The 17,528-nt window shown below is 38.5% G+C and carries 18 protein-coding genes; 14 read left to right on the forward strand and 4 right to left on the reverse strand.

What is annotated here, in order from left to right; translation table 11 throughout:
* Positions 1-2: 2 nt before the first annotated feature.
* From LZP85_RS04105 to LZP85_RS04140, 8 genes are all read left to right on the forward strand, one after another.
* Entirely contained in the window at positions 3-1,061 is a 1,059-nt protein-coding gene (locus tag LZP85_RS04105; protein WP_234562025.1) for a glycosyltransferase family 4 protein, read from the forward strand.
* Between the two features lie 59 nt (positions 1,062-1,120).
* The gene (locus tag LZP85_RS04110) at positions 1,121-2,185 is read left to right on the forward strand and encodes a glycosyltransferase (RefSeq protein ID WP_234562232.1); all 1,065 of its coding nucleotides are present in this window, start codon (positions 1,121-1,123) and stop codon (positions 2,183-2,185) included.
* A 16-nt stretch (positions 2,186-2,201) separates the two neighbouring features.
* Positions 2,202-3,581, forward strand: coding sequence for a sugar phosphate nucleotidyltransferase (locus LZP85_RS04115; RefSeq protein WP_234562027.1), 1,380 nt, complete (start codon positions 2,202-2,204; stop codon positions 3,579-3,581).
* Between the two features lie 59 nt (positions 3,582-3,640).
* Positions 3,641-4,480: an aldose epimerase family protein gene (locus LZP85_RS04120; RefSeq protein ID WP_234562029.1), complete on the forward strand. Its 840-nt coding sequence runs from the start codon at positions 3,641-3,643 to the stop codon at positions 4,478-4,480.
* Positions 4,481-4,496: 16 nt separating this feature from the next.
* Positions 4,497-5,504, forward strand: coding sequence for a mannose-6-phosphate isomerase, class I (manA, locus tag LZP85_RS04125; RefSeq protein WP_234562031.1), 1,008 nt, complete (start codon positions 4,497-4,499; stop codon positions 5,502-5,504).
* Entirely contained in the window at positions 5,467-7,212 is a 1,746-nt protein-coding gene (locus LZP85_RS04130) for a phospho-sugar mutase (protein WP_234562032.1), read from the forward strand. Before manA ends, LZP85_RS04130 begins: the two co-directional genes overlap by 38 nt.
* A gap of 167 nt (positions 7,213-7,379) precedes the next feature.
* On the forward strand, positions 7,380-8,132 hold the full coding sequence (locus LZP85_RS04135; RefSeq protein ID WP_234562034.1) for a YveK family protein: 753 nt from the start codon (positions 7,380-7,382) through the stop codon (positions 8,130-8,132).
* Entirely contained in the window at positions 8,122-8,835 is a 714-nt protein-coding gene (locus tag LZP85_RS04140) for a CpsD/CapB family tyrosine-protein kinase (protein WP_234562036.1), read from the forward strand. The genes LZP85_RS04135 and LZP85_RS04140 overlap by 11 nt, the downstream gene beginning before the upstream one ends.
* A 108-nt stretch (positions 8,836-8,943) precedes the next feature.
* Here the strand turns inward: LZP85_RS04140 and tagU are convergent, their stop codons facing one another.
* The gene (gene tagU, locus LZP85_RS04145) at positions 8,944-9,885 is read right to left on the reverse strand and encodes a polyisoprenyl-teichoic acid--peptidoglycan teichoic acid transferase TagU (RefSeq protein ID WP_234562038.1); all 942 of its coding nucleotides are present in this window, start codon (positions 9,883-9,885) and stop codon (positions 8,944-8,946) included.
* A 180-nt stretch (positions 9,886-10,065) separates the two neighbouring features.
* On the opposite strand from tagU, the gene LZP85_RS04150 reads away from it, so the two are divergent.
* From LZP85_RS04150 to LZP85_RS04175, 6 genes are all read left to right on the forward strand, one after another.
* Positions 10,066-10,845 (forward strand): SGNH/GDSL hydrolase family protein, encoded by a 780-nt coding sequence (locus tag LZP85_RS04150; RefSeq protein WP_206782211.1) that lies wholly within the window; start codon positions 10,066-10,068, stop codon positions 10,843-10,845.
* 127 nt (positions 10,846-10,972) lie between these two features.
* Positions 10,973-11,740: a tyrosine-protein phosphatase gene (locus LZP85_RS04155; RefSeq protein ID WP_119543690.1), complete on the forward strand. Its 768-nt coding sequence runs from the start codon at positions 10,973-10,975 to the stop codon at positions 11,738-11,740.
* 112 nt (positions 11,741-11,852) lie between these two features.
* On the forward strand, positions 11,853-12,578 hold the full coding sequence (locus tag LZP85_RS04160) for a CpsB/CapC family capsule biosynthesis tyrosine phosphatase (RefSeq protein ID WP_078990074.1): 726 nt from the start codon (positions 11,853-11,855) through the stop codon (positions 12,576-12,578).
* 229 nt (positions 12,579-12,807) lie between these two features.
* Positions 12,808-13,854, forward strand: a complete 1,047-nt coding sequence (locus LZP85_RS04165) for a YARHG domain-containing protein (RefSeq protein WP_182840862.1) — start codon at positions 12,808-12,810, stop codon at positions 13,852-13,854.
* Entirely contained in the window at positions 13,854-14,663 is an 810-nt protein-coding gene (locus tag LZP85_RS04170; protein ID WP_234562040.1) for an N-acetylmuramoyl-L-alanine amidase family protein, read from the forward strand. Before LZP85_RS04165 ends, LZP85_RS04170 begins: the two co-directional genes overlap by 1 nt.
* Positions 14,664-14,879: 216 nt before the next feature.
* The gene (locus LZP85_RS04175) at positions 14,880-15,647 is read left to right on the forward strand and encodes a tyrosine-protein phosphatase (RefSeq protein ID WP_234562042.1); all 768 of its coding nucleotides are present in this window, start codon (positions 14,880-14,882) and stop codon (positions 15,645-15,647) included.
* A 198-nt stretch (positions 15,648-15,845) separates the two neighbouring features.
* Here the strand turns inward: LZP85_RS04175 and LZP85_RS04180 are convergent, their stop codons facing one another.
* The 3 genes from LZP85_RS04180 to LZP85_RS04190 are packed head-to-tail and all read right to left on the reverse strand — an operon-like array spanning position 15,846 to position 17,511.
* Positions 15,846-16,145, reverse strand: coding sequence for a spore coat protein (locus LZP85_RS04180; RefSeq protein WP_061784867.1), 300 nt, complete (start codon positions 16,143-16,145; stop codon positions 15,846-15,848).
* An 18-nt stretch (positions 16,146-16,163) separates the two neighbouring features.
* The gene (locus LZP85_RS04185; RefSeq protein WP_025909582.1) at positions 16,164-16,358 is read right to left on the reverse strand and encodes a hypothetical protein; all 195 of its coding nucleotides are present in this window, start codon (positions 16,356-16,358) and stop codon (positions 16,164-16,166) included.
* Between the two features lie 16 nt (positions 16,359-16,374).
* Complete coding sequence (locus LZP85_RS04190) at positions 16,375-17,511, reverse strand: zinc-dependent alcohol dehydrogenase (protein ID WP_061784866.1); 1,137 nt, start codon at positions 17,509-17,511, stop codon at positions 16,375-16,377.
* Between the last annotated feature and the right edge of the window lie 17 nt (positions 17,512-17,528).

Raw genomic sequence — 17,528 nt, forward strand, 5'->3', positions numbered from 1 at the left:
AGATGAAGATATATATAAATGGACGCTTTTTAACTCAAAGATTAACGGGAGTACAGCGATTTGCTTTAGAAATTATTAAATGTCTAGATAAACAGAAAGAAATAAGTTTTAATATTTTAGTACCTTCAAACTATGTGAGTACTCATCAATTTACTAACGTGAATATTATAAAAGTCGGTAAATCTACAGGTCATAAATGGGAACAATTAGATCTTCCTAAATATGTAAAGTCTGCCCCTCTTATTAACTTGTGTAATACGGGTCCAATCTTAAAAACAAATCAGATTGTTGTTATTCATGATACAGCAGTTTACAGTGCCCCTCATGGCTTTTCTAAAGTATTCAGAGTATGGTATAAGACAATGTTTACATTTTTTAATCTATTTTCAAAAAAAATATTAACAATTTCTGAGTTTTCTAAAGAAGAGCTTATTAAACATTTAAATATTAATACAGAGAAGTTAGAACTAATTTCAGAAGGGAAAGAACATTTCGATTTAATTCAACCAGATGAAAATATTCTTTCAAAGTTTGATTTGAAAAGACAAAAATATATCTTAGCTGTTAGCAGTATGAACCCCAATAAAAATTTTAAAGCGTTAGTGGATGCTACCACCTATTTAGGAGAGCAAGACTTTGAAATTGTTATTGCTGGAGGTACAGACCTAAAAGTATTTAACCAGATTGATATTAACAATGAAAGTATCAAACAAGTCGGTTATATTACAGATGAAGAGCTTAAGGCTTTATATATGAATGCAGGTTGTTTTGTTTTTCCTTCTATCTATGAAGGGTTTGGGTTACCCCCACTTGAAGCGATGTCAACCGGATGCCCTGTACTTGTTTCGAACATGGGACCAATGCCAGAAGTGTCTGGAGAAGCAGCGATTTATTTTAATCCACATAATCCAAGTGAGTTAGCTGAAAAGATCAAGTATGTAATGAATAATGATTCTGTGAAGCAAGACTTAAAAGAAAAAGGGTTGCAGCAAGCTAGGAAATTTTCTTGGCAGACAGCAGCCAATCAATTAATTCAATATACTAAATCACTGCAAGCATAAAAAGAGTAAAGAGTTGACGGGGCTCTTTTTATGAAAGGAGATTTACACCTGTGAAAGTGATGCACATAGGAGAGTATGTAAAAGGCGGAGTAGCCACATATGTAAAAGAAGTTATTAACTATCAAAAACAATCTTATGAGATTGATGATATTTATTTGGTGGCTAGTAATACGAATTCTGATAAGGACTTTGCTTTACCAGAGAAGAACATGATTTTTTATGAATATGAAAGAAGCTTGTCAAATGTATGGAAGGCTATTCACCAAATCCAGAAAGCGATTGATATGGTACAACCAGATATTATACATGTTCATAGTACATTTGCTGGTGTGTTTGTAAGGCTTCCTTTGTTTTGGAAAAGGAAAAAATATAAGGTTATTTACTGTTCTCACGGCTGGGCTTTTTTAATGGAATTATCGTCGTTAAAGAAAAGGATGTTTGTAGCTGTAGAGAGATTTCTAACTATTAAAACAGACAAGATTATAAATATATCTCTAAATGAACATAGAGAATCAGTAAACTTTGGTTTTCCAAAAAATCAGTTAGTTCTAGTTAACAATGGTATTAGTACAGCAGTCCGAAAAGGCAGTGAACCTAATTTGGCTTTAGATGATTCTAAAATTAATCTGCTATTTGTTGGAAGGTTTGATCGACAGAAAGGATTAGATATACTTATTAAATTCCTTAATAAGTATAAACTAGATCATATTCAACTATATGTCATTGGAGATAGTGTGTTAAGCAATAGCGATATTGAAATTCCTATTTCTGTTACTCATATTGGTTGGGTTGATAACGAAAAGCTTGATTCATATTATGAATTATTTGATGCAATCATTATCCCTTCTAGGTGGGAGGGGTTTGGATTAGTTGCGGTAGAAGCAATGAAAAATTGTAAGCCAATAATTGTTAGCGATAGAGGTGCACTTCCTGATTTAGCCAGTCATGATAACGGCTATGTCTTTTCGCTAAATCGTCTGGATAGCTTACATGATATTCTAAAAAATATAAATAAAGAAGAGTTAGAAAATAAAGGAATAAACGGTTACACATATTTCAATAATCATTTCACAAGTGATATTATGAATCGGAAAATAGTAGATGTTTATAGAGAAATAAAATGAAGAGGTAGGTGTAAAAATGAAACTAGTTTTACTATCTGGAGGATCTGGTAAAAGATTATGGCCATTATCAAATGATTCACGCTCAAAACAATTTTTGAAAGTCTTGGAAGATAAAGAGTCAAATTTGCAATCTATGGTCCAACGAGTATGGAATCAAATTTCTAACGTAGGATTAGCTGAATCAACTGTAATTGCAACAGGAAAATCACAAGAGGACATGATCAAAAGCCAGCTTGATAATCAAGCTGGCTTAATTATTGAGCCTTGTCGTCGTGATACGTTTCCAGCTATTGCGCTGGCAGCTTCTTATGTATATAGCGTTAAAGAATCAAGCTTAGATGAAGTTGTTGCTATTTTACCAGTTGATCCATATGTTGATGATGCGTTTTTCAGTCGTGTTAAAGACTTAGAGACAGCGGTACAAGATAGTGGTGCGGATTTAGCGTTAATTGGTGTAACTCCAACATATCCTTCTTCTAAATATGGATATATTGTACCAACAGTAAGCCAAAGTGAAACAGACTGTCTGCCAGTTCAGCGCTTTACTGAAAAGCCTTCTGAAGCAGTAGCAAGTGCGTTAATTCAAGATGGAGCGCTTTGGAACTGTGGCGTATTTGCTTTTAAGTTAGGCTACGTAATTTCAATTCTAGAAGAGAAGGGGCTTCCTACTCAATATGAAGAATTGTTAAAGCAATATGCAACGCTACCTAAAATTAGCTTCGACTATGAAGTAGTTGAAAAAACAAAAAACATTGTAGCGCTTCCATACGATGGGTATTGGAAGGACCTTGGAACATGGAATACGTTAACGGAAGAGATGGCAACTAAGCAAATTGGTAAGGGTGTTATTAGTGAAGATAGTGAAAATGTTCACTTAATTAATGAGTTAGATATCCCTGTTACAGTTTTAGGTGGTTCTAATTTAGTTGTAGCAGCTAGTCCTGATGGTATCCTTGTCTCTGATAAAGAAGCAAGCCCTCGGATTAAAGAGTTAGTTGGAGCCTTTGATAATCGCCCAATGTATGAAGAGCGTCGTTGGGGATGGTATAAAGTACTTGATTACACAAAGTTTGAAGAAGATAAAGAAGTTTTAACTAAGCGTATCGGTATAGCTGCTGGAAAGAATTTAAGCTACCAGCTTCATGATTATCGTGACGAGGTGTGGACAATCATTAAAGGTGAAGGCGAATTTATTCTAAACGATGAAATACGTACCGTAAAACCTGGAGATGTATTACAAGTTCAAGCTGGAGAAAAGCATGCTATTAGAGCAACAACTGATTTAGAGATTATTGAAGTTCAAACTGGAACTCAATTAATTGAGGAAGATATTGTTCGTTTATATATGACGTGGGAAGAAATTGAAGAGAACGTATTAGGTGTAAAAAGAGCATAATAATGTAGAAAAGCAGGTACTTTGCCTGCTTTTTTGTTTGATATAAAGGAAGGAAATTCATGCCTCATTTTTCTATATATGAAATTCAAGAAGAGAAAACAAATTCGTGGTTTAAAATTTCGCCTGAACGCGGTGGATTAGTAACTAGTATCGGCTTACACGGCCAGGAAATTCTATACCTCAACGAGGAAACTTTTTATGATGAAACGATTAATGTTCGTGGTGGTATCCCCATTTTATTTCCTATCTGTGATCGACTAGAAAATAATCAGTATCAGATAGATAATGAAATATTTACGATGAAAAATCATGGCTTTGCTCGAAATATGCCTTGGACAGTGAATAATGTGGATGAGCCCAATAAATTTATTACTCTTGAGCTGATAAGTAATCAAGATACTTATAGTCAATATCCATTTCATTTTCATTTGACATTTACATTTGAGATATGTGAAGGCGAATTTATTATGCATCAGTCTTATAAGAATATTTCAGATAAGATGATGCCTTTTTATGCTGGTTTTCACCCATATTTTAAAGTTGAAAATAAAGACATCGCTTTGATTACAGATGCTAAGAAGTATTTAGATGTAAATGATCACAAGGTAAAAGAAATAGCTAGTAACTTAGATTTAACAAAGACACAAGAAGCACTTATTCTATTGGACTCGAGAGAACCAAAGATTAGATTTCCTATTAATCAGAAGCAGTCATTGTTCTTAAAGTACAGTAAAGAGTTTAACTATATGGCGTTGTGGTCTGAACCTGGAAAAGAGTTTCTTTGTGTAGAACCATGGATGGCTAAGCCTAATGCATTAAATACAAAAGAAGATATTCAATATGTAAAACCCGGTGAGACATTACATACATTTTTAACAGTTTCATTAAAGGAAAGATAAGAGGAGATGTAAATAGGTGAAGCAACCCATTTTTTTAAAGCCATTATTTCAAGAAAGAATTTGGGGTGGAACCCGACTAAGTGATACATACGGCTATCAAATTCCATCTAACCAAACGGGTGAGTGCTGGGCTATTTCTGCGCACCCAAATGGACAAAGCATAGTACGATACGGAGATTTTGAAGGCAAAACGCTAGGAGAACTATGGACAGAGCGTCCTGATTTGTTTGGGCACTTTGAGAGTGATCGATTCCCGCTTTTAACGAAAATTTTAGACGCTAACGATGATTTATCGGTACAGGTTCATCCAAACGATGAGTATGCAAAAGAGTATGAATTTGGTGAGCTTGGTAAAACGGAATGTTGGTACATTATTGATTGTGATGAGGATGCGGATATGATTTTTGGTCATCACGCTAAGTCAAAAGAAGAGTTTATTCAAATGATTAATGAAGGTCATTGGGATGATTTATTGCAGCGTGTGAAAATTAAACCCGGTGATTTTTTCTATGTACCAAGCGGAACAATTCACGCACTTTGTAAAGGAACACTCGTTCTTGAAACACAGCAAAGCTCAGATACGACGTATCGCGTCTATGACTACGACCGCGTGGGACAAGATGGAGAACTACGTGAGCTTCATATTGAAAAAGCTATTGAAGTCACAACGGTCCCTCACACGGCTACAAAGGTAGAGCCAACTCTGGCTAAAATGAACGGATCGACAATTACAACGTTTGTAGAAGAAGACTACTTTACAGTCTATAAATGGGATATCGAATCAAGAGCTGAACTAGTTCAAGATGGTCCCTTCACTCTAGGAAGCGTAATTGAAGGAATTGGAACGTTAATTACAAGCGAAGGTGAATTTGCTTTACAAAAAGGTGATCACTTTCTTCTCCCTAATGGAGTTGAAACATTCGAAATAGAAGGTCAATTATCTATCATTGCATCTCATCCAAATCATAAAGGAGGCACACAGCAGCATGTGGCAGGAACAGCTAAAGAAATGGCTAACGTTTGAGCAATTAGATAGTGAGTTAAAAGGTTTACTAAATAAAATGAAAGAGAACGAAAAAGCAGCAGAAGATGCGTTCTACAAAAATCTTGAGTTTGGAACAGGCGGCATGCGCGGAGAGCTTGGACCAGGCACAAACCGCTTAAATATCTATATGGTTCGTAAAGCAACAGAAGGACTTGCTCGTTATATTGATGAAAATGGTGAAAGTGCAAAGAAGCGTGGAGTCGTGGTTGCTTATGATTCTCGCCACAAGTCACCTGAATTTGCTTTAGAAGTAGCCAAGGTATTAGGAAAGCACGGAATTAAGACATACATCTTTAATGAGCTACGTCCAACACCTGAGCTATCGTTTGCAGTACGTCATTTACAAGCATTTGCAGGCATTGTGATTACAGCTAGCCATAATCCACCGGAGTATAACGGTTATAAGGTATACGGTGAAGACGGCGGACAAATTCCACCCCAAGCAGCGGATACAATTATTTCTTACGTCAACGCAGTAGAAAATGAACTAACGGTGCCGATATTAGAAGAAGCAGAACTTCTTGAACAAGGCCTGTTATCTTACATTGGTGAAGAAATAGATCAAGCATATGTTGGAGCCTTACAAACGATTCAACTGAATCGTGAGCTTGTTGAAAACGTAGGCAGTGAGCTAAAGATTGTATTTACACCGCTACATGGTACGGCAAATAAGCCAGTTCGCGACGGCTTAGCAGCTTTTGGATTTACAAACGTAACGGTTGTAAAAGAACAAGAGCTACCGGATCCTAATTTTTCGACAGTCAAGTCACCAAACCCCGAAGAACACGCAGCGTTTGAGCTTGCAATTCAATACGGGAAAGAAATCGATGCAGATCTTCTAATGGGTACCGACCCTGATGCAGATCGTTTAGGAGTAGCGGTTAAAAATTCAAGTGGTGAATACGTTGTGCTAACAGGTAACCAAATGGGTGCATTGATGCTTCACTATTTACTGTCACAAAAGAAAGAAAAAGGTCTTCTTCCTGAAAACGGCGTAGTTGTGAAGACAGTTGTTACGTCTGAAATTGGTCGTGCCATTGCATCTAGCTTTGGTTTAGAAACGATTGATACGCTAACAGGCTTTAAATTTATCGGTGAAAAGATTAATGAGTTTGAGCAAACAAAGTCGCATACGTTCCAGTTTGGGTATGAAGAAAGCTACGGCTATTTAATAGGTGACTTTGTGCGCGATAAAGATGCCGTTCAATCAGCTATTTTTGCTGCTGAAGTGGCAGCTTTTTATAAGGCGCAAGGAAAGTCATTGTATGATGGGTTACTAGAAATTTTTGAAACGTATGGCTTCTACAAAGAGTCATTAGAATCGCTTACTCTAAAAGGAAAAGACGGAGCAGAGCAAATTGCAGGCATTCTTTCAGCATTTCGTGATAACCCACCAAAAGAAGTAGCTGGAGTGAAAGTAGTAGCGGTTGAAGACTATCAATCTAATGAAAAAACAAATCTACTTGATGGTAAGGTAGAAAGCATTCAGTTGCCTACGTCAAACGTGCTGAAGTTTCATTTAGAAGACGGCTCTTGGTTTACGGTTCGTCCATCTGGAACGGAGCCAAAAGCGAAGTTTTATTTTGCTGTAAAAGGTCAATCACTTATAAATAGTCAAGAGTTGTTAGAGAGCTTGCAGGGAGAAGTCATGTCTTTAGTTAACCAATTAATTGGCATAAAAGCTTGAAATACTTCTCCATCTCTAGAGATATTAAGGGTGGAGGGAGTATACAGCTACACCAAATAGCAACAAATATTTAATAATATTGTAAAAACGATATAGATAAATATATCTATGTCTATTATAATAGAATTTGTATTATTTTTGATTCTATTAAGTATTCGGAGGTCATCATGGAAGAAACAATTAGTTTGAAAGAATTGTTTCAGACATTGAAAAAGCGTCTTTGGCTTATTGGTTTAATTACAATAATTGCTGCGATTATTAGCGCAGTTATTAGCTTTTTTGTATTAACACCAATCTATCAATCTCAAACGCAAATTCTTGTAAATCAAGCAAAGTCTGATCAACAATTGTATACTGGCACTGAGGTGCAAACGAACATTCAGTTGATTAATACGTATAATCAAATTATTACAAGTCCTGTTATTTTAGATACTGTAAGAGAAGAACTGAATCTAGATCGCTCTGTTGCTCAGTTAAAAGAACAAATCCAAGTGAGCAGCGCTAAAGATTCTCAAGTTGTTGACTTAACAGTTCAAGATGAATCACCACATATGGCAGCCAAGATTGCCAACACAACGGCTGAAGTATTTCAAAGCAAGATTTCAAAGTTAATGAATGTGGATAACGTGAATATCTTATCAAAAGCAGAAGTAGGGAAAGATATCGCTCCTGTAAAGCCACAGCCGTTACTAAACATTGCAATTGCAATTGTTGTTGGATTAATGATTGGTGTCGGAGTAGCTTTCCTACTTGAATACTTAGATAACACGTTAAAAACAGAGCAAGACATCGAACAAATTCTTGAGCTCCCTGTTATTGGTATTATTACTAACATTAAAGATGTACCAAAAGCAACGGTTCGTCAGACTGAACCAATGGGACGTGCACAAAGAACGCGAGGTGAGACGTTTGGCTCGTAAAGCAAAAGATGCAAAGAATGATAAGCTATTAACGCTAAAACGCCGTTTACTCGCTCATAATAGTCCGAAAGACCCTGTTGCTGAGCAGTATCGTACGATTCGTACAAACGTTCAGTTCTCTAATGCAGACGAGAATATTAAGTCCATTCTTTTAACGTCAACAGGACCTGGAGAAGGAAAGTCTACAACGTCTGCTAACTTGGCAACCGTTTACGCTCAGCAAGGCTTAAAGGTATTGTTAATTGATGCGGATTTACGTAAGCCGACGGCTCACTATACGTTCCGCTTAGAGAACCACATTGGTTTTACCAACGTGTTAACAAAACAATCTACGTTGGAACAAGCTGTACAAGAATGTGAGGTACCGAACTTACATATCTTAACGAGTGGTCCAATTCCACCGAACCCATCTGAGCTTTTAGGCTCTAAGTATATGGGAGAAGTGTTAGCTGAAATGAAGCGTGAGTTTGATATGGTGATCTTTGATACGCCTCCAGCTCTTGCAGTAACGGATTCACAAATTTTAGCTAACCAGGTTGATGGTACAATTCTTGTTGTCAGCAGTGGCAAAACGGATAAAGAAGCTGCGCAAAAAGCAAAAGAAGTTCTTATTAACGCGAACGGTAAGCTACTTGGCGTTGTGTTAAACAACCGTAAAGTGGAAGAAGGAAGCAACTACTACTATTATTACGGTGCCAATTAATGTATTTATACCCACGCCGCTATGTTTACAAACATAGCGGCGTGGGTATTTTTGTATAATTTGTATAATAAAGAAGGAAGCTGACTTTTGTTCAGCTTCCTTACTCTATTAGTTTAGGTTCAAATGTTCTTTTAATAGATTCGACACTTGTGTGCGATTTTCTTCTGATACGTGATAGTAGTAAACTCCGTTGCTTGCTTTTCCGCCTGTTCCTTCAAGTTGAATCTGCTCTAGGTCGTGGCGAGCGTCCTTATAGTTTGCTTGAACATCTTTCATTTCCTCAAACGTTAAGTTTGTTTTTACGTTATCGCCAATTGCATCTAAAATGCTTCCGTAGTTTGCAAGAGATTTCATGCTTGCTCCTTCATTGATAACGCCTTGAATAATTTGACGTTGACGTTCTTGACGACCAAAGTCACCTCGTGGATCTTCATAGCGCATGCGTGAATACTTTAGGGCTTCTTCTCCATTTAAATCAAGCGTTCCTTTTGTAAAGTGGTGACCTTCGTAAGTGAAATCTAAGTTATTATTCACCGTTACGCCACCAACTGCATCTACAATATCTTTAAATCCTTCCATATTAACCTGTACATAATAATCAATCGGTACATCTAAGAAGTTCTCAACAGTTTTAATCGACATATCGACACCGCCGAATGCATAGGCGTGGTTGATTTTATCTTCTTTTCCTTTTCCGATAATTTCAGTCTTTGTGTCACGCGGGATGCTGACCATTTTGACTGATTTTTTGTCTGGGTTTACCGTCATAAGAATTAGTGAGTCTGAGCGTCCACGTTCTGTACCACGAGGATCTGTTCCTAGTAGTAAAACGGAAATTGGATCGCGGCTGTCTAGGTTGACTTGCTGGCCACGCTTTTCTGATTTTTCACGAGATAACGGTTCATGCGTTCTGTTTAATGTGTTCGTTACGGAGCTATAGACTGAGAAAGCGTAAACTCCAATACCAATAATCAATAATAGAATGATAGAAAGAGCGATTTTAAATCCTTTTTTGGATTTACGCTTTCTGCGTCTGCGTTCTTGTTCCATATAAATGTATCTTCCTTTTCTTGTTTATTATTACGCCTTTTGTTCTGTGACAAAATACACACGTATTCTTTTATTTTACCAAAAAAAATGACAAATTTAATCATTTTTTATAAAAATTCGTCAAAATTTATATTATAATAGAAAGGAAAGGCAAGAAAGAATTAGCAAGGGAGTTAGAATATGAAAGTATTTGTGAATATTTTAGCAATCATTGTGCTTATTGCAACGATTGTAGCTGGGAAGATCTACTGGGACTCCAATACGTCCGCGGCGCCGGCTTCTCAGGAAAAAAGTACGTCAGATAGTAGCGAGTCAAAAGCTGTTTCAGGAGGAAGCTGGGAGTTATATACGTCTAATTTACCGGATTCGATTGTCGATAAACTAGCACAAGCGTCTGAAACAGGAGAGCCAATGAATCTTATGATTGTGGGTTCACAAGCAATGTCAAAGGATGAAAATAGCTGGCCCATGCTGTTAAAAGCGGAGCTTGATAAAACGTATGGTTCGTCGTTAATTGACGTGACGGTATATGAGTATGAGGGAATGAATACTCTTGAGTTTGTTCGTGGTAATACATATGAAGATATCGTAAAAGCTGATCCTGATGTGTTATTGTTTGAACCATTCTTGTTAAATGATAACGGCGTAGTAGGTATTAAAAACACGCTTGATAATTTAAGTGTGATTATGTCTCATATTACAAAAGAGGTTGACGGTGTTGTGACAATCCTTCAACCATCACAGCCAATCTACAACGCAACGAATTATCCGAAGGAAGCAAAAGAATTAGAAGCGTTCTCTAAAAAGAACGGATATGAGTACGTAGATCACTGGGGTTCATGGCCAGATTACACGAGTGAAGAGATTTTAGAGTACCTATCAGAGGACCAACGTACGCTAACTGACAAAGGTCACAAGGTATGGTCGGAAGCATTAATTAACTATTTTGTTGCTTCATAAAAGATAGCAGGATTATCCTGCTATCCTTTTTTTTGTTGTAAAATGTCGATTTATAGTTGTTGTTATTGCTTGATTTAGGCTATAAAATGGTACTATATGCTTATAAAACTGTATAGGGGCTGGTTGAGTGATTGATTTAAATGTACTTTTGTTGCCTAATGTAGAAAAAGGTCCCTCTGACACCGAAACGTTCTTAAAGATGAGTCGAAGGCTCGTGTCAGAGGGAGTAACGACGATTATGACAAGTCCGTTTTACGACGGCGAAGATTTTGGATTCGAGAGGGATACGATTTTAAACCGGGTTCATGTAGCTAACCGTTCTCTAAAAGAAACAAAAATTCCATTAAATGTCGTTCCTGGGCAGCGAGCGCTACTTCAGCCGATGGTGCACCATTCGTATGATATCAATGATATTTTAACTGTTAACGATGACCGAGCGTATTTATTACTGCAACTTCCAAGAACGAATTTTGTTACATATATCGATCAAGTGATGTATGAGCTGCAACTGAAAAAGATTATTCCTATTATTAATGAGCCTGAATGTCATCCGTATTTTAGGAACAATCCAAATGCAGTGTACAAATTGGTGAAAAAAGGAGCGGTTATGCAGATTTCATCTCAAAGCTTGATGGGATACAACGGAGCCCAGGCGAAAAGGTTTGCTTATTTACTTCTGCGTCATGGACTTGTTCATTTAATGGCATCAGGATGTCATGCGACTAACTACCAGAAGTATTCACTTCCAAAAGCGTACGATGTTGTCCAACGACATTTTGGTGTAAGAAGCGTTTATTTATTAATGGAAAATGCTGAATCGGTTATGGCAGGGCAGAGTATTTATAAGGAACAGCCGGAGAGAATTCGAAAAGAAAAGTTTCTTGGTATCTTTTAAGTTCATCGATCTGAAAAATGAAAACTATATCAATCTTCTTTTCGTTTGAGTGGCACAGTGACGTTATGATAGACTTATTTAAATAAAGTGTGTCACTGAGGAGAAGATAAAGATGATAGATTTATATACGGATATTGTACCGAAAAAGCTTGGGGCCTCAAAAGCTTTTCAAGAAGCAGCGTTGCTTTTAACGGAAAATGGGATTCATACCATTATTGCGAATGAACAAGGATTAGAGCCTGGTTATCTGGATGATATGAACCATATGCTAGAGTCGCGTGTCGTCCCGCTCCGTGTTATGCCAGGAGGGAGAGTACCGATTAGCGAGCGTTTTATTCAAGAGTCTCGCGGTAACTTCCAAACGATTAATGACAACAACAAATATATGCTTCTACATATCTCACATCAAGAGAAGCCTGTATATATGGAGTCATTAATTTATGAATTGCAGCTTGATCAACTTGTTCCTATTATCAGTGAGCCTGAACGCCACCCTTATTTCTTAGAGCATAAAGAAGAATTATATAAGCTGGTGAAGCAGGGTGCACTTGTGCAAATATCGTCTGATAGTATTATCGGCATACATGGGAAAAAAGTGAAGCAAGCGGCCTTTGAATTTTTAGAACATAATCTCGCTCACGTTGTTGCATCAGGCGTGACGCTTACAAACTATAAAAAATACTCGCTTCCAAAAGCATATAAGCAAATCGAAAAAGCATACGGTGCCAGCAAGGTCGACATGTTGATGGAAAACGCCGTTGCGATTGTGGATGGCAAAGGCGTACAGACCTTGCCTCCTGAGCGTGTGAAGAAAGCGAAGTTTTTGGGCTTGTTTTAAGTGAGAGGAAAAGCATCTTAATATCTTGTTAAGGTGCTTTTTTAATGAAGTCGAAGGTAACATCTATTCATATCATAATGTCTACTCATCTCTTTATGTAATGATAAAAAATAAATGGTTATAAAAAAGCTTCCAGCATATACATTAACGGTACTACTAGCATTCGTCATCGTACGTAGTAAAAGATATCCTATTTTAAACACACAGTGTGGTAATGAAGGAGAGTGGGATGATGGGATCGTTTTGTAGAGAATGTGGGAAGCAGCTGCCGGAAAATGCGGTCGCTTGTCCAAGTTGTGGAACGATGGTAGATGGAACTCGTCAAAGAAATCAAGAAGGAACTCGAGAGTCAAAATCAACGAACTCTTGGCTAAAGATATGGGTTGTGGTCGCAACTCTACTTGTGCTTGGAGGAGCTAGTTACTTTGTCTATGATTACGTAACGAGCCAACAGAATTCTAATGAAACTACGCCCGTAACTAAACCGGAAGCTGAAACGCCGGAAGTAAAAGAAGTAGCTGAAGATGAAGAAGAACCTAAAGCACCCACTGCTCCGAAGCCGACGAATATTGTAAATGACTACAAAAAGAAGCTTGCGAACGTTTCCGTAAAGGGGAGCAGCGGAGCGTTTTCTATTGATAGCTGGGAGATTGAACATGATAAAGTGAACGGCACGCTTTATATAAGCGCAGATCGTCTTGGAACGCCCGTAGCAAACCGCTTCTTTACCCTTTACGATAAAGGAGAGATGAGTGCACTAAAGGCGTGGGGAAAAGACGTATATCGCGTGAGCAACGAGCTGGCAACGCGTGTGAATGCGTCTCTGTACATTAGCGTAGGCACGGAGTGTTTAGGCGTATATCCGTACTCGATGAATTCTTCGGTGCTTGTCGATTATTCGGGTTCGTGTGGGTATTCGATTCCTATTTTAATAGGCGAGTCAAAGGATAACTTAGTTTTGTTTGATGAAGAGTATGTGTACTATGATGATTCTAGTTCGTCGGCACCTCCTGTGAGCTATTCGGAATATGTTATTACCGATAGTGACCGTCGCGAGCTGTCGGTGTCTGAGGTAGCTGGTCTTAGTAAGCATGAGTTATATATTGCGCGAAACGAAATCTATGCGCGCTACGGATACGTGTTTGAAACGGACTACTTGCAAAACTACTTTAATGCGAAGTCCTGGTACTATCCCGCTTCCTCAAACAATATTAAGCTCAGTAAAACCGAAGAGTATAACGTTGCTCTTTTAAAGAAAGAAGAGGGACGGAGGTAATGAAAGGTTGGTATTCACTACTGCTTGTTGTGCTTGTCTGTCTGGCCTGGGCGTTCATGCTTGGAGTAGATAGAGAAAGCAATAATGAGCTTGTTAAAGAAAGCTATGAAGGAATTCCAGCCAAGGAGTTAAAAACTAAAGAACTGCCTGTCGTAGATAAAAAAGAAGAAGCGCAGCAGCCAACCAAAAAGTCGTTTATTGTTTATTTAGACCCCGGTCATCAAGCGCGAGCGAATACGGCACATGAGCGCGTGTCGCCTTATTCAAACGAAACGAAAATGAAGGTAACGGGCGGGACAACAGGGGTCGTGACAAGAAAACCTGAATATGTGCTCAATTTAGAAGCGGCTTTTTTGCTTGAAGAGCTTCTAACAGAAAAAGGGTTTGAAGTGTATTTGACGCGCTCAGCTCATGATGTGGATATCAGCAACAAAGAGCGAGCGGAGATGGCGAATGAAAAGAAAGCAGACCTTGTCATTCGGCTTCACGCAGACGGAGCCGAGAATCCAAACGTTAGCGGCTTTGGGGTTCTCGTTCCGAGCAAGAAGCAAGCAATCTCCAAACAAAGTGAAAGCGCAGCAACTCTCATTGTAAGTGAAGTAAAAAAGCAAAGTGGTATGAAAGTAAACGGCATTCGCTACCGCAGTGACTTAACGGGCTTTAACTGGTCTACGGTGCCGGTTGTACTTCTTGAAATGGGGTATATGACAAACCCAACTGAAGATCAAAAGCTGTCTAATCCGGCTTACTTAGAAGGGATGCTTCAAGCCGTCACAACCGGAGTGGAAAAATACGCAGCGTTACAATAGGAATAAAAAGAATGGCTCCTCGCCATTCTTTTTATTTAGGTCTATTTTCTTAAGTATCAATTCATAAGCGAATTTGGTGGATTTTGTTAGGGCTTTTCGCATTTCTTGTAATTGTACGAATGATTGTTGGATAAGTTGTCGAGCGAATTCCATAGAGAATCTCCGTGAAACATCGTATGATAAAGATAGACAATTTGTGGAGGAGGGCATCGTTCAATGATTGATCTTCAAACCTTTATTTTGCCGAACATTGATAATGGACCAAGAGATGTGCAGACGTTTACGAATATGGCGCGTTCGCTTGTGAAAAAAGGCGTTCATTCCGTCGTCGCCACTCCGCTGTTTTGGGAAGAGTCCGACGTGACGCGCCATGAACTTATTTTGTATGCGAGCGCCGCCAACGATTGGCTAGAAGAAGCCCTTATTCCGCTTCGCGTTTTGCCGGGGCAGCTCGTACCCGCCTCGCCTCAGCTACTTAAAAACTATGAAAAACAAAAGCTTCTTACACTGAGCCATACGGACAAATATCTATTAATGTCTCTACCTTATCATACGCTACCAACGAATCTCGATAGCGTACTCTACGACCTGCAGCTTCAAGGAATCGTACCAATCTTACAAGCACCTGAACGTCACCCAGTCTTTCAACAGCACCCAGATAAACTATACGATCTTGTAAAAAAAGGATTTGTAACTCAGCTTAGCGCTGGAAGTATCCTAGGGCTCAACGGAAAGCAAGCGCGTAAATCTGCTTCAACCTTTATCAAGCACCGACTCGCTCACGTCATCGCATCAGGCGTAGACGAGCGCACGTATTGGGACTATTCTCTTTCAAAAGCTTATGACGTCATTTCCGACCAGTACGGAACGGGCCAGCTCTATACGTTTATGGAAAATGCAGAAGCAGTCATTGAAGGAATGGCGCTTGAGATGGAAGAGCCGGAAGCGGTGAAGAGAGGGAAGATTTTTAAGCTTTGGGCATAGAAAAAAAGAGAGTGACGTTTGAAAATGGAAAGTAAGTGATTACATGTTTTTAGTAAAAGAACAGCATCTTATCTTTAAGGTTCCAAATTACATCGTGTAAAACAAACAGAAGTCAGCAGGAGGTATTAATTGTATTTCCTTTCACAAAATACTGAGGAACAGTTTAGTGGAGAGTGCTAAACTGTTCCTCGGTATTTTTTATAATGTAGGTAATTTTAATACTGTATTAATGTTGTTTAAATTCAAACTTACCTGCTCGTTCATATCCCAAGCGTGGTACCATCCTTTTTCCATCATATATGTGGAAATTCGTTCATGCATATCAAGAGCTTCCACTAAATGGAGAGTGAGCATTTCTTTAATTTCTGGCGTTCCTGCGTCCGTAACGGCCATGGCATAATTTCTAACGCCGCTTTTAGCTGAAATGAGCAAATCCATTGCAACGACTTGATCAGACAGTGCGTCCATGCCAGTTAAAGATTCAATGATTCCATTCATAGTCATTCACCTCCTAATTCACTGCTTAACGTTGGAAAGAATCGAAGCGTATTCTTGTAATTGTCTCGTAGATACATCAATGTCTTGCTGCATAATATCTTTTAATAAAGGATCATTAACCAATGCTTTCATTGTTTTAGATTTCGTTAAACAAGTGGTCTTAAACGCCGCCATTTCTTGGAGCTCAAGAACTTCATGTAAGCCATAGTTCATTTTTTTATCTCCTTTCTCAAGGTTTCAACACGACTTTTATACAATCATCCGTTTTCGTATCGAAAATCTCATAGCCACGTTTTGCTTCACTAAGTGGAAGGACATGACTTACGACATCGCCTGGATCAATTTTTCCAGTCGAAACTAATTCAAACATATAGGGCATATAGTGAATCACAGGTGCTTGTCCAGTTCGAATATTAATGTTTCGGTTCATAATATCTCCCATTGGGAATCCATTATATTTGCCACCGTAAACGCCTGTCACTTGAATTGTGCCGCCTTTACGCACTGCTTGTGAAGCCGTAATAAACGCACCGAATGCTCCGCCTTGAAGTTTCATTCCGCTCGCTAAGAATTCTAAGTCAGTCATTTTAGCGTCCATACCAACTGCGTCAATAACAACATCAGCGCCGCCTTTTGTTATTTCTTTCAAATGCATTCCTGGATTTTCAAAGTGTTCAAAATTAACAATTTCAACTTTGTTAGTACGTTTGGCATGTTGCAAGCGATAGTCTACATAATCTACGGCAATGACACGCTTTGCACCTTTTAGCCAACAGAATTTTTGAGCGAAAAGACCAACGGGACCACAGCCAAGAACAATAACTGTATCACCATTCTTTACGCCTGCATTGTCAACGCTCCAATAACCAGTAGTCATCGCATCGGCAATCACCGTTAACTTTTCATCAGGTTCTTCACAGGTTTCTGGGATTTTGAAGTGAGTAAAATTAGCAAATGGCACCCTTAAATATTCAGCTTGCCCACCTGGGTAGCCACCCGTGTTACCAGAATATCCGAAATAGGCACCCATATCACCATTATCATTCGAGTTATCACATTGGCTTTCCAAATGGTTTTTACAGTAAAGACATTCACCGCATGCGATATTAAAAGGAATAATGACTCGGTCTCCTTTTTTTACCTTAGTCACATCAGGTCCAACTTCTTCAACGATTCCCATTGGCTCATGGCCAATAACATAGTTTTCTTGCAGGTTAGGAATCATGCCGTGAATTAAATGTAAATCAGACCCACATATAGCTGTACTTGTTACTTTAATGATCATGTCATCTCGTTTTTCAATCTTTGGGTCTGGCACTTCTTTAACTACAATATTTTTAATACCTTGATACGTTACTGCCTTCATGCTATACAGCCTCCAGT

The organism is Priestia flexa, assembly GCF_021441905.1.
GTDB classification, from domain to species: domain Bacteria; phylum Bacillota; class Bacilli; order Bacillales; family Bacillaceae_H; genus Priestia; species Priestia flexa.

Bases quoted from the DNA above. Each gene is read 5' to 3' on its own strand.
- LZP85_RS04130 (WP_234562032.1), top strand. From the start codon at position 5,467: ATGTGGCAGGAACAGCTAAAGAAATGGCTAACGTTTGAGCAATTAGAT.
- LZP85_RS04175 (WP_234562042.1), top strand. From the start codon at position 14,880: ATGATTGATCTTCAAACCTTTATTTTGCCGAACATTGATAATGGACCA.
- LZP85_RS04110 (WP_234562232.1), top strand. From the start codon at position 1,121: ATGCACATAGGAGAGTATGTAAAAGGCGGAGTAGCCACATATGTAAAA.
- LZP85_RS04165 (WP_182840862.1), top strand. From the start codon at position 12,808: ATGATGGGATCGTTTTGTAGAGAATGTGGGAAGCAGCTGCCGGAAAAT.
- LZP85_RS04180 (WP_061784867.1), bottom strand. From the start codon at position 16,145: ATGAATGGAATCATTGAATCTTTAACTGGCATGGACGCACTGTCTGAT.
- LZP85_RS04150 (WP_206782211.1), top strand. From the start codon at position 10,066: ATGAAAGTATTTGTGAATATTTTAGCAATCATTGTGCTTATTGCAACG.
- tagU (WP_234562038.1), bottom strand. From the start codon at position 9,885: ATGGAACAAGAACGCAGACGCAGAAAGCGTAAATCCAAAAAAGGATTT.
- LZP85_RS04185 (WP_025909582.1), bottom strand. From the start codon at position 16,358: ATGAACTATGGCTTACATGAAGTTCTTGAGCTCCAAGAAATGGCGGCG.
- LZP85_RS04160 (WP_078990074.1), top strand. From the start codon at position 11,853: ATGATAGATTTATATACGGATATTGTACCGAAAAAGCTTGGGGCCTCA.
- LZP85_RS04115 (WP_234562027.1), top strand. From the start codon at position 2,202: ATGAAACTAGTTTTACTATCTGGAGGATCTGGTAAAAGATTATGGCCA.
- LZP85_RS04105 (WP_234562025.1), top strand. From the start codon at position 3: ATGAAGATATATATAAATGGACGCTTTTTAACTCAAAGATTAACGGGA.
- LZP85_RS04120 (WP_234562029.1), top strand. From the start codon at position 3,641: ATGCCTCATTTTTCTATATATGAAATTCAAGAAGAGAAAACAAATTCG.
- LZP85_RS04190 (WP_061784866.1), bottom strand. From the start codon at position 17,511: ATGAAGGCAGTAACGTATCAAGGTATTAAAAATATTGTAGTTAAAGAA.
- LZP85_RS04135 (WP_234562034.1), top strand. From the start codon at position 7,380: ATGGAAGAAACAATTAGTTTGAAAGAATTGTTTCAGACATTGAAAAAG.
- LZP85_RS04170 (WP_234562040.1), top strand. From the start codon at position 13,854: ATGAAAGGTTGGTATTCACTACTGCTTGTTGTGCTTGTCTGTCTGGCC.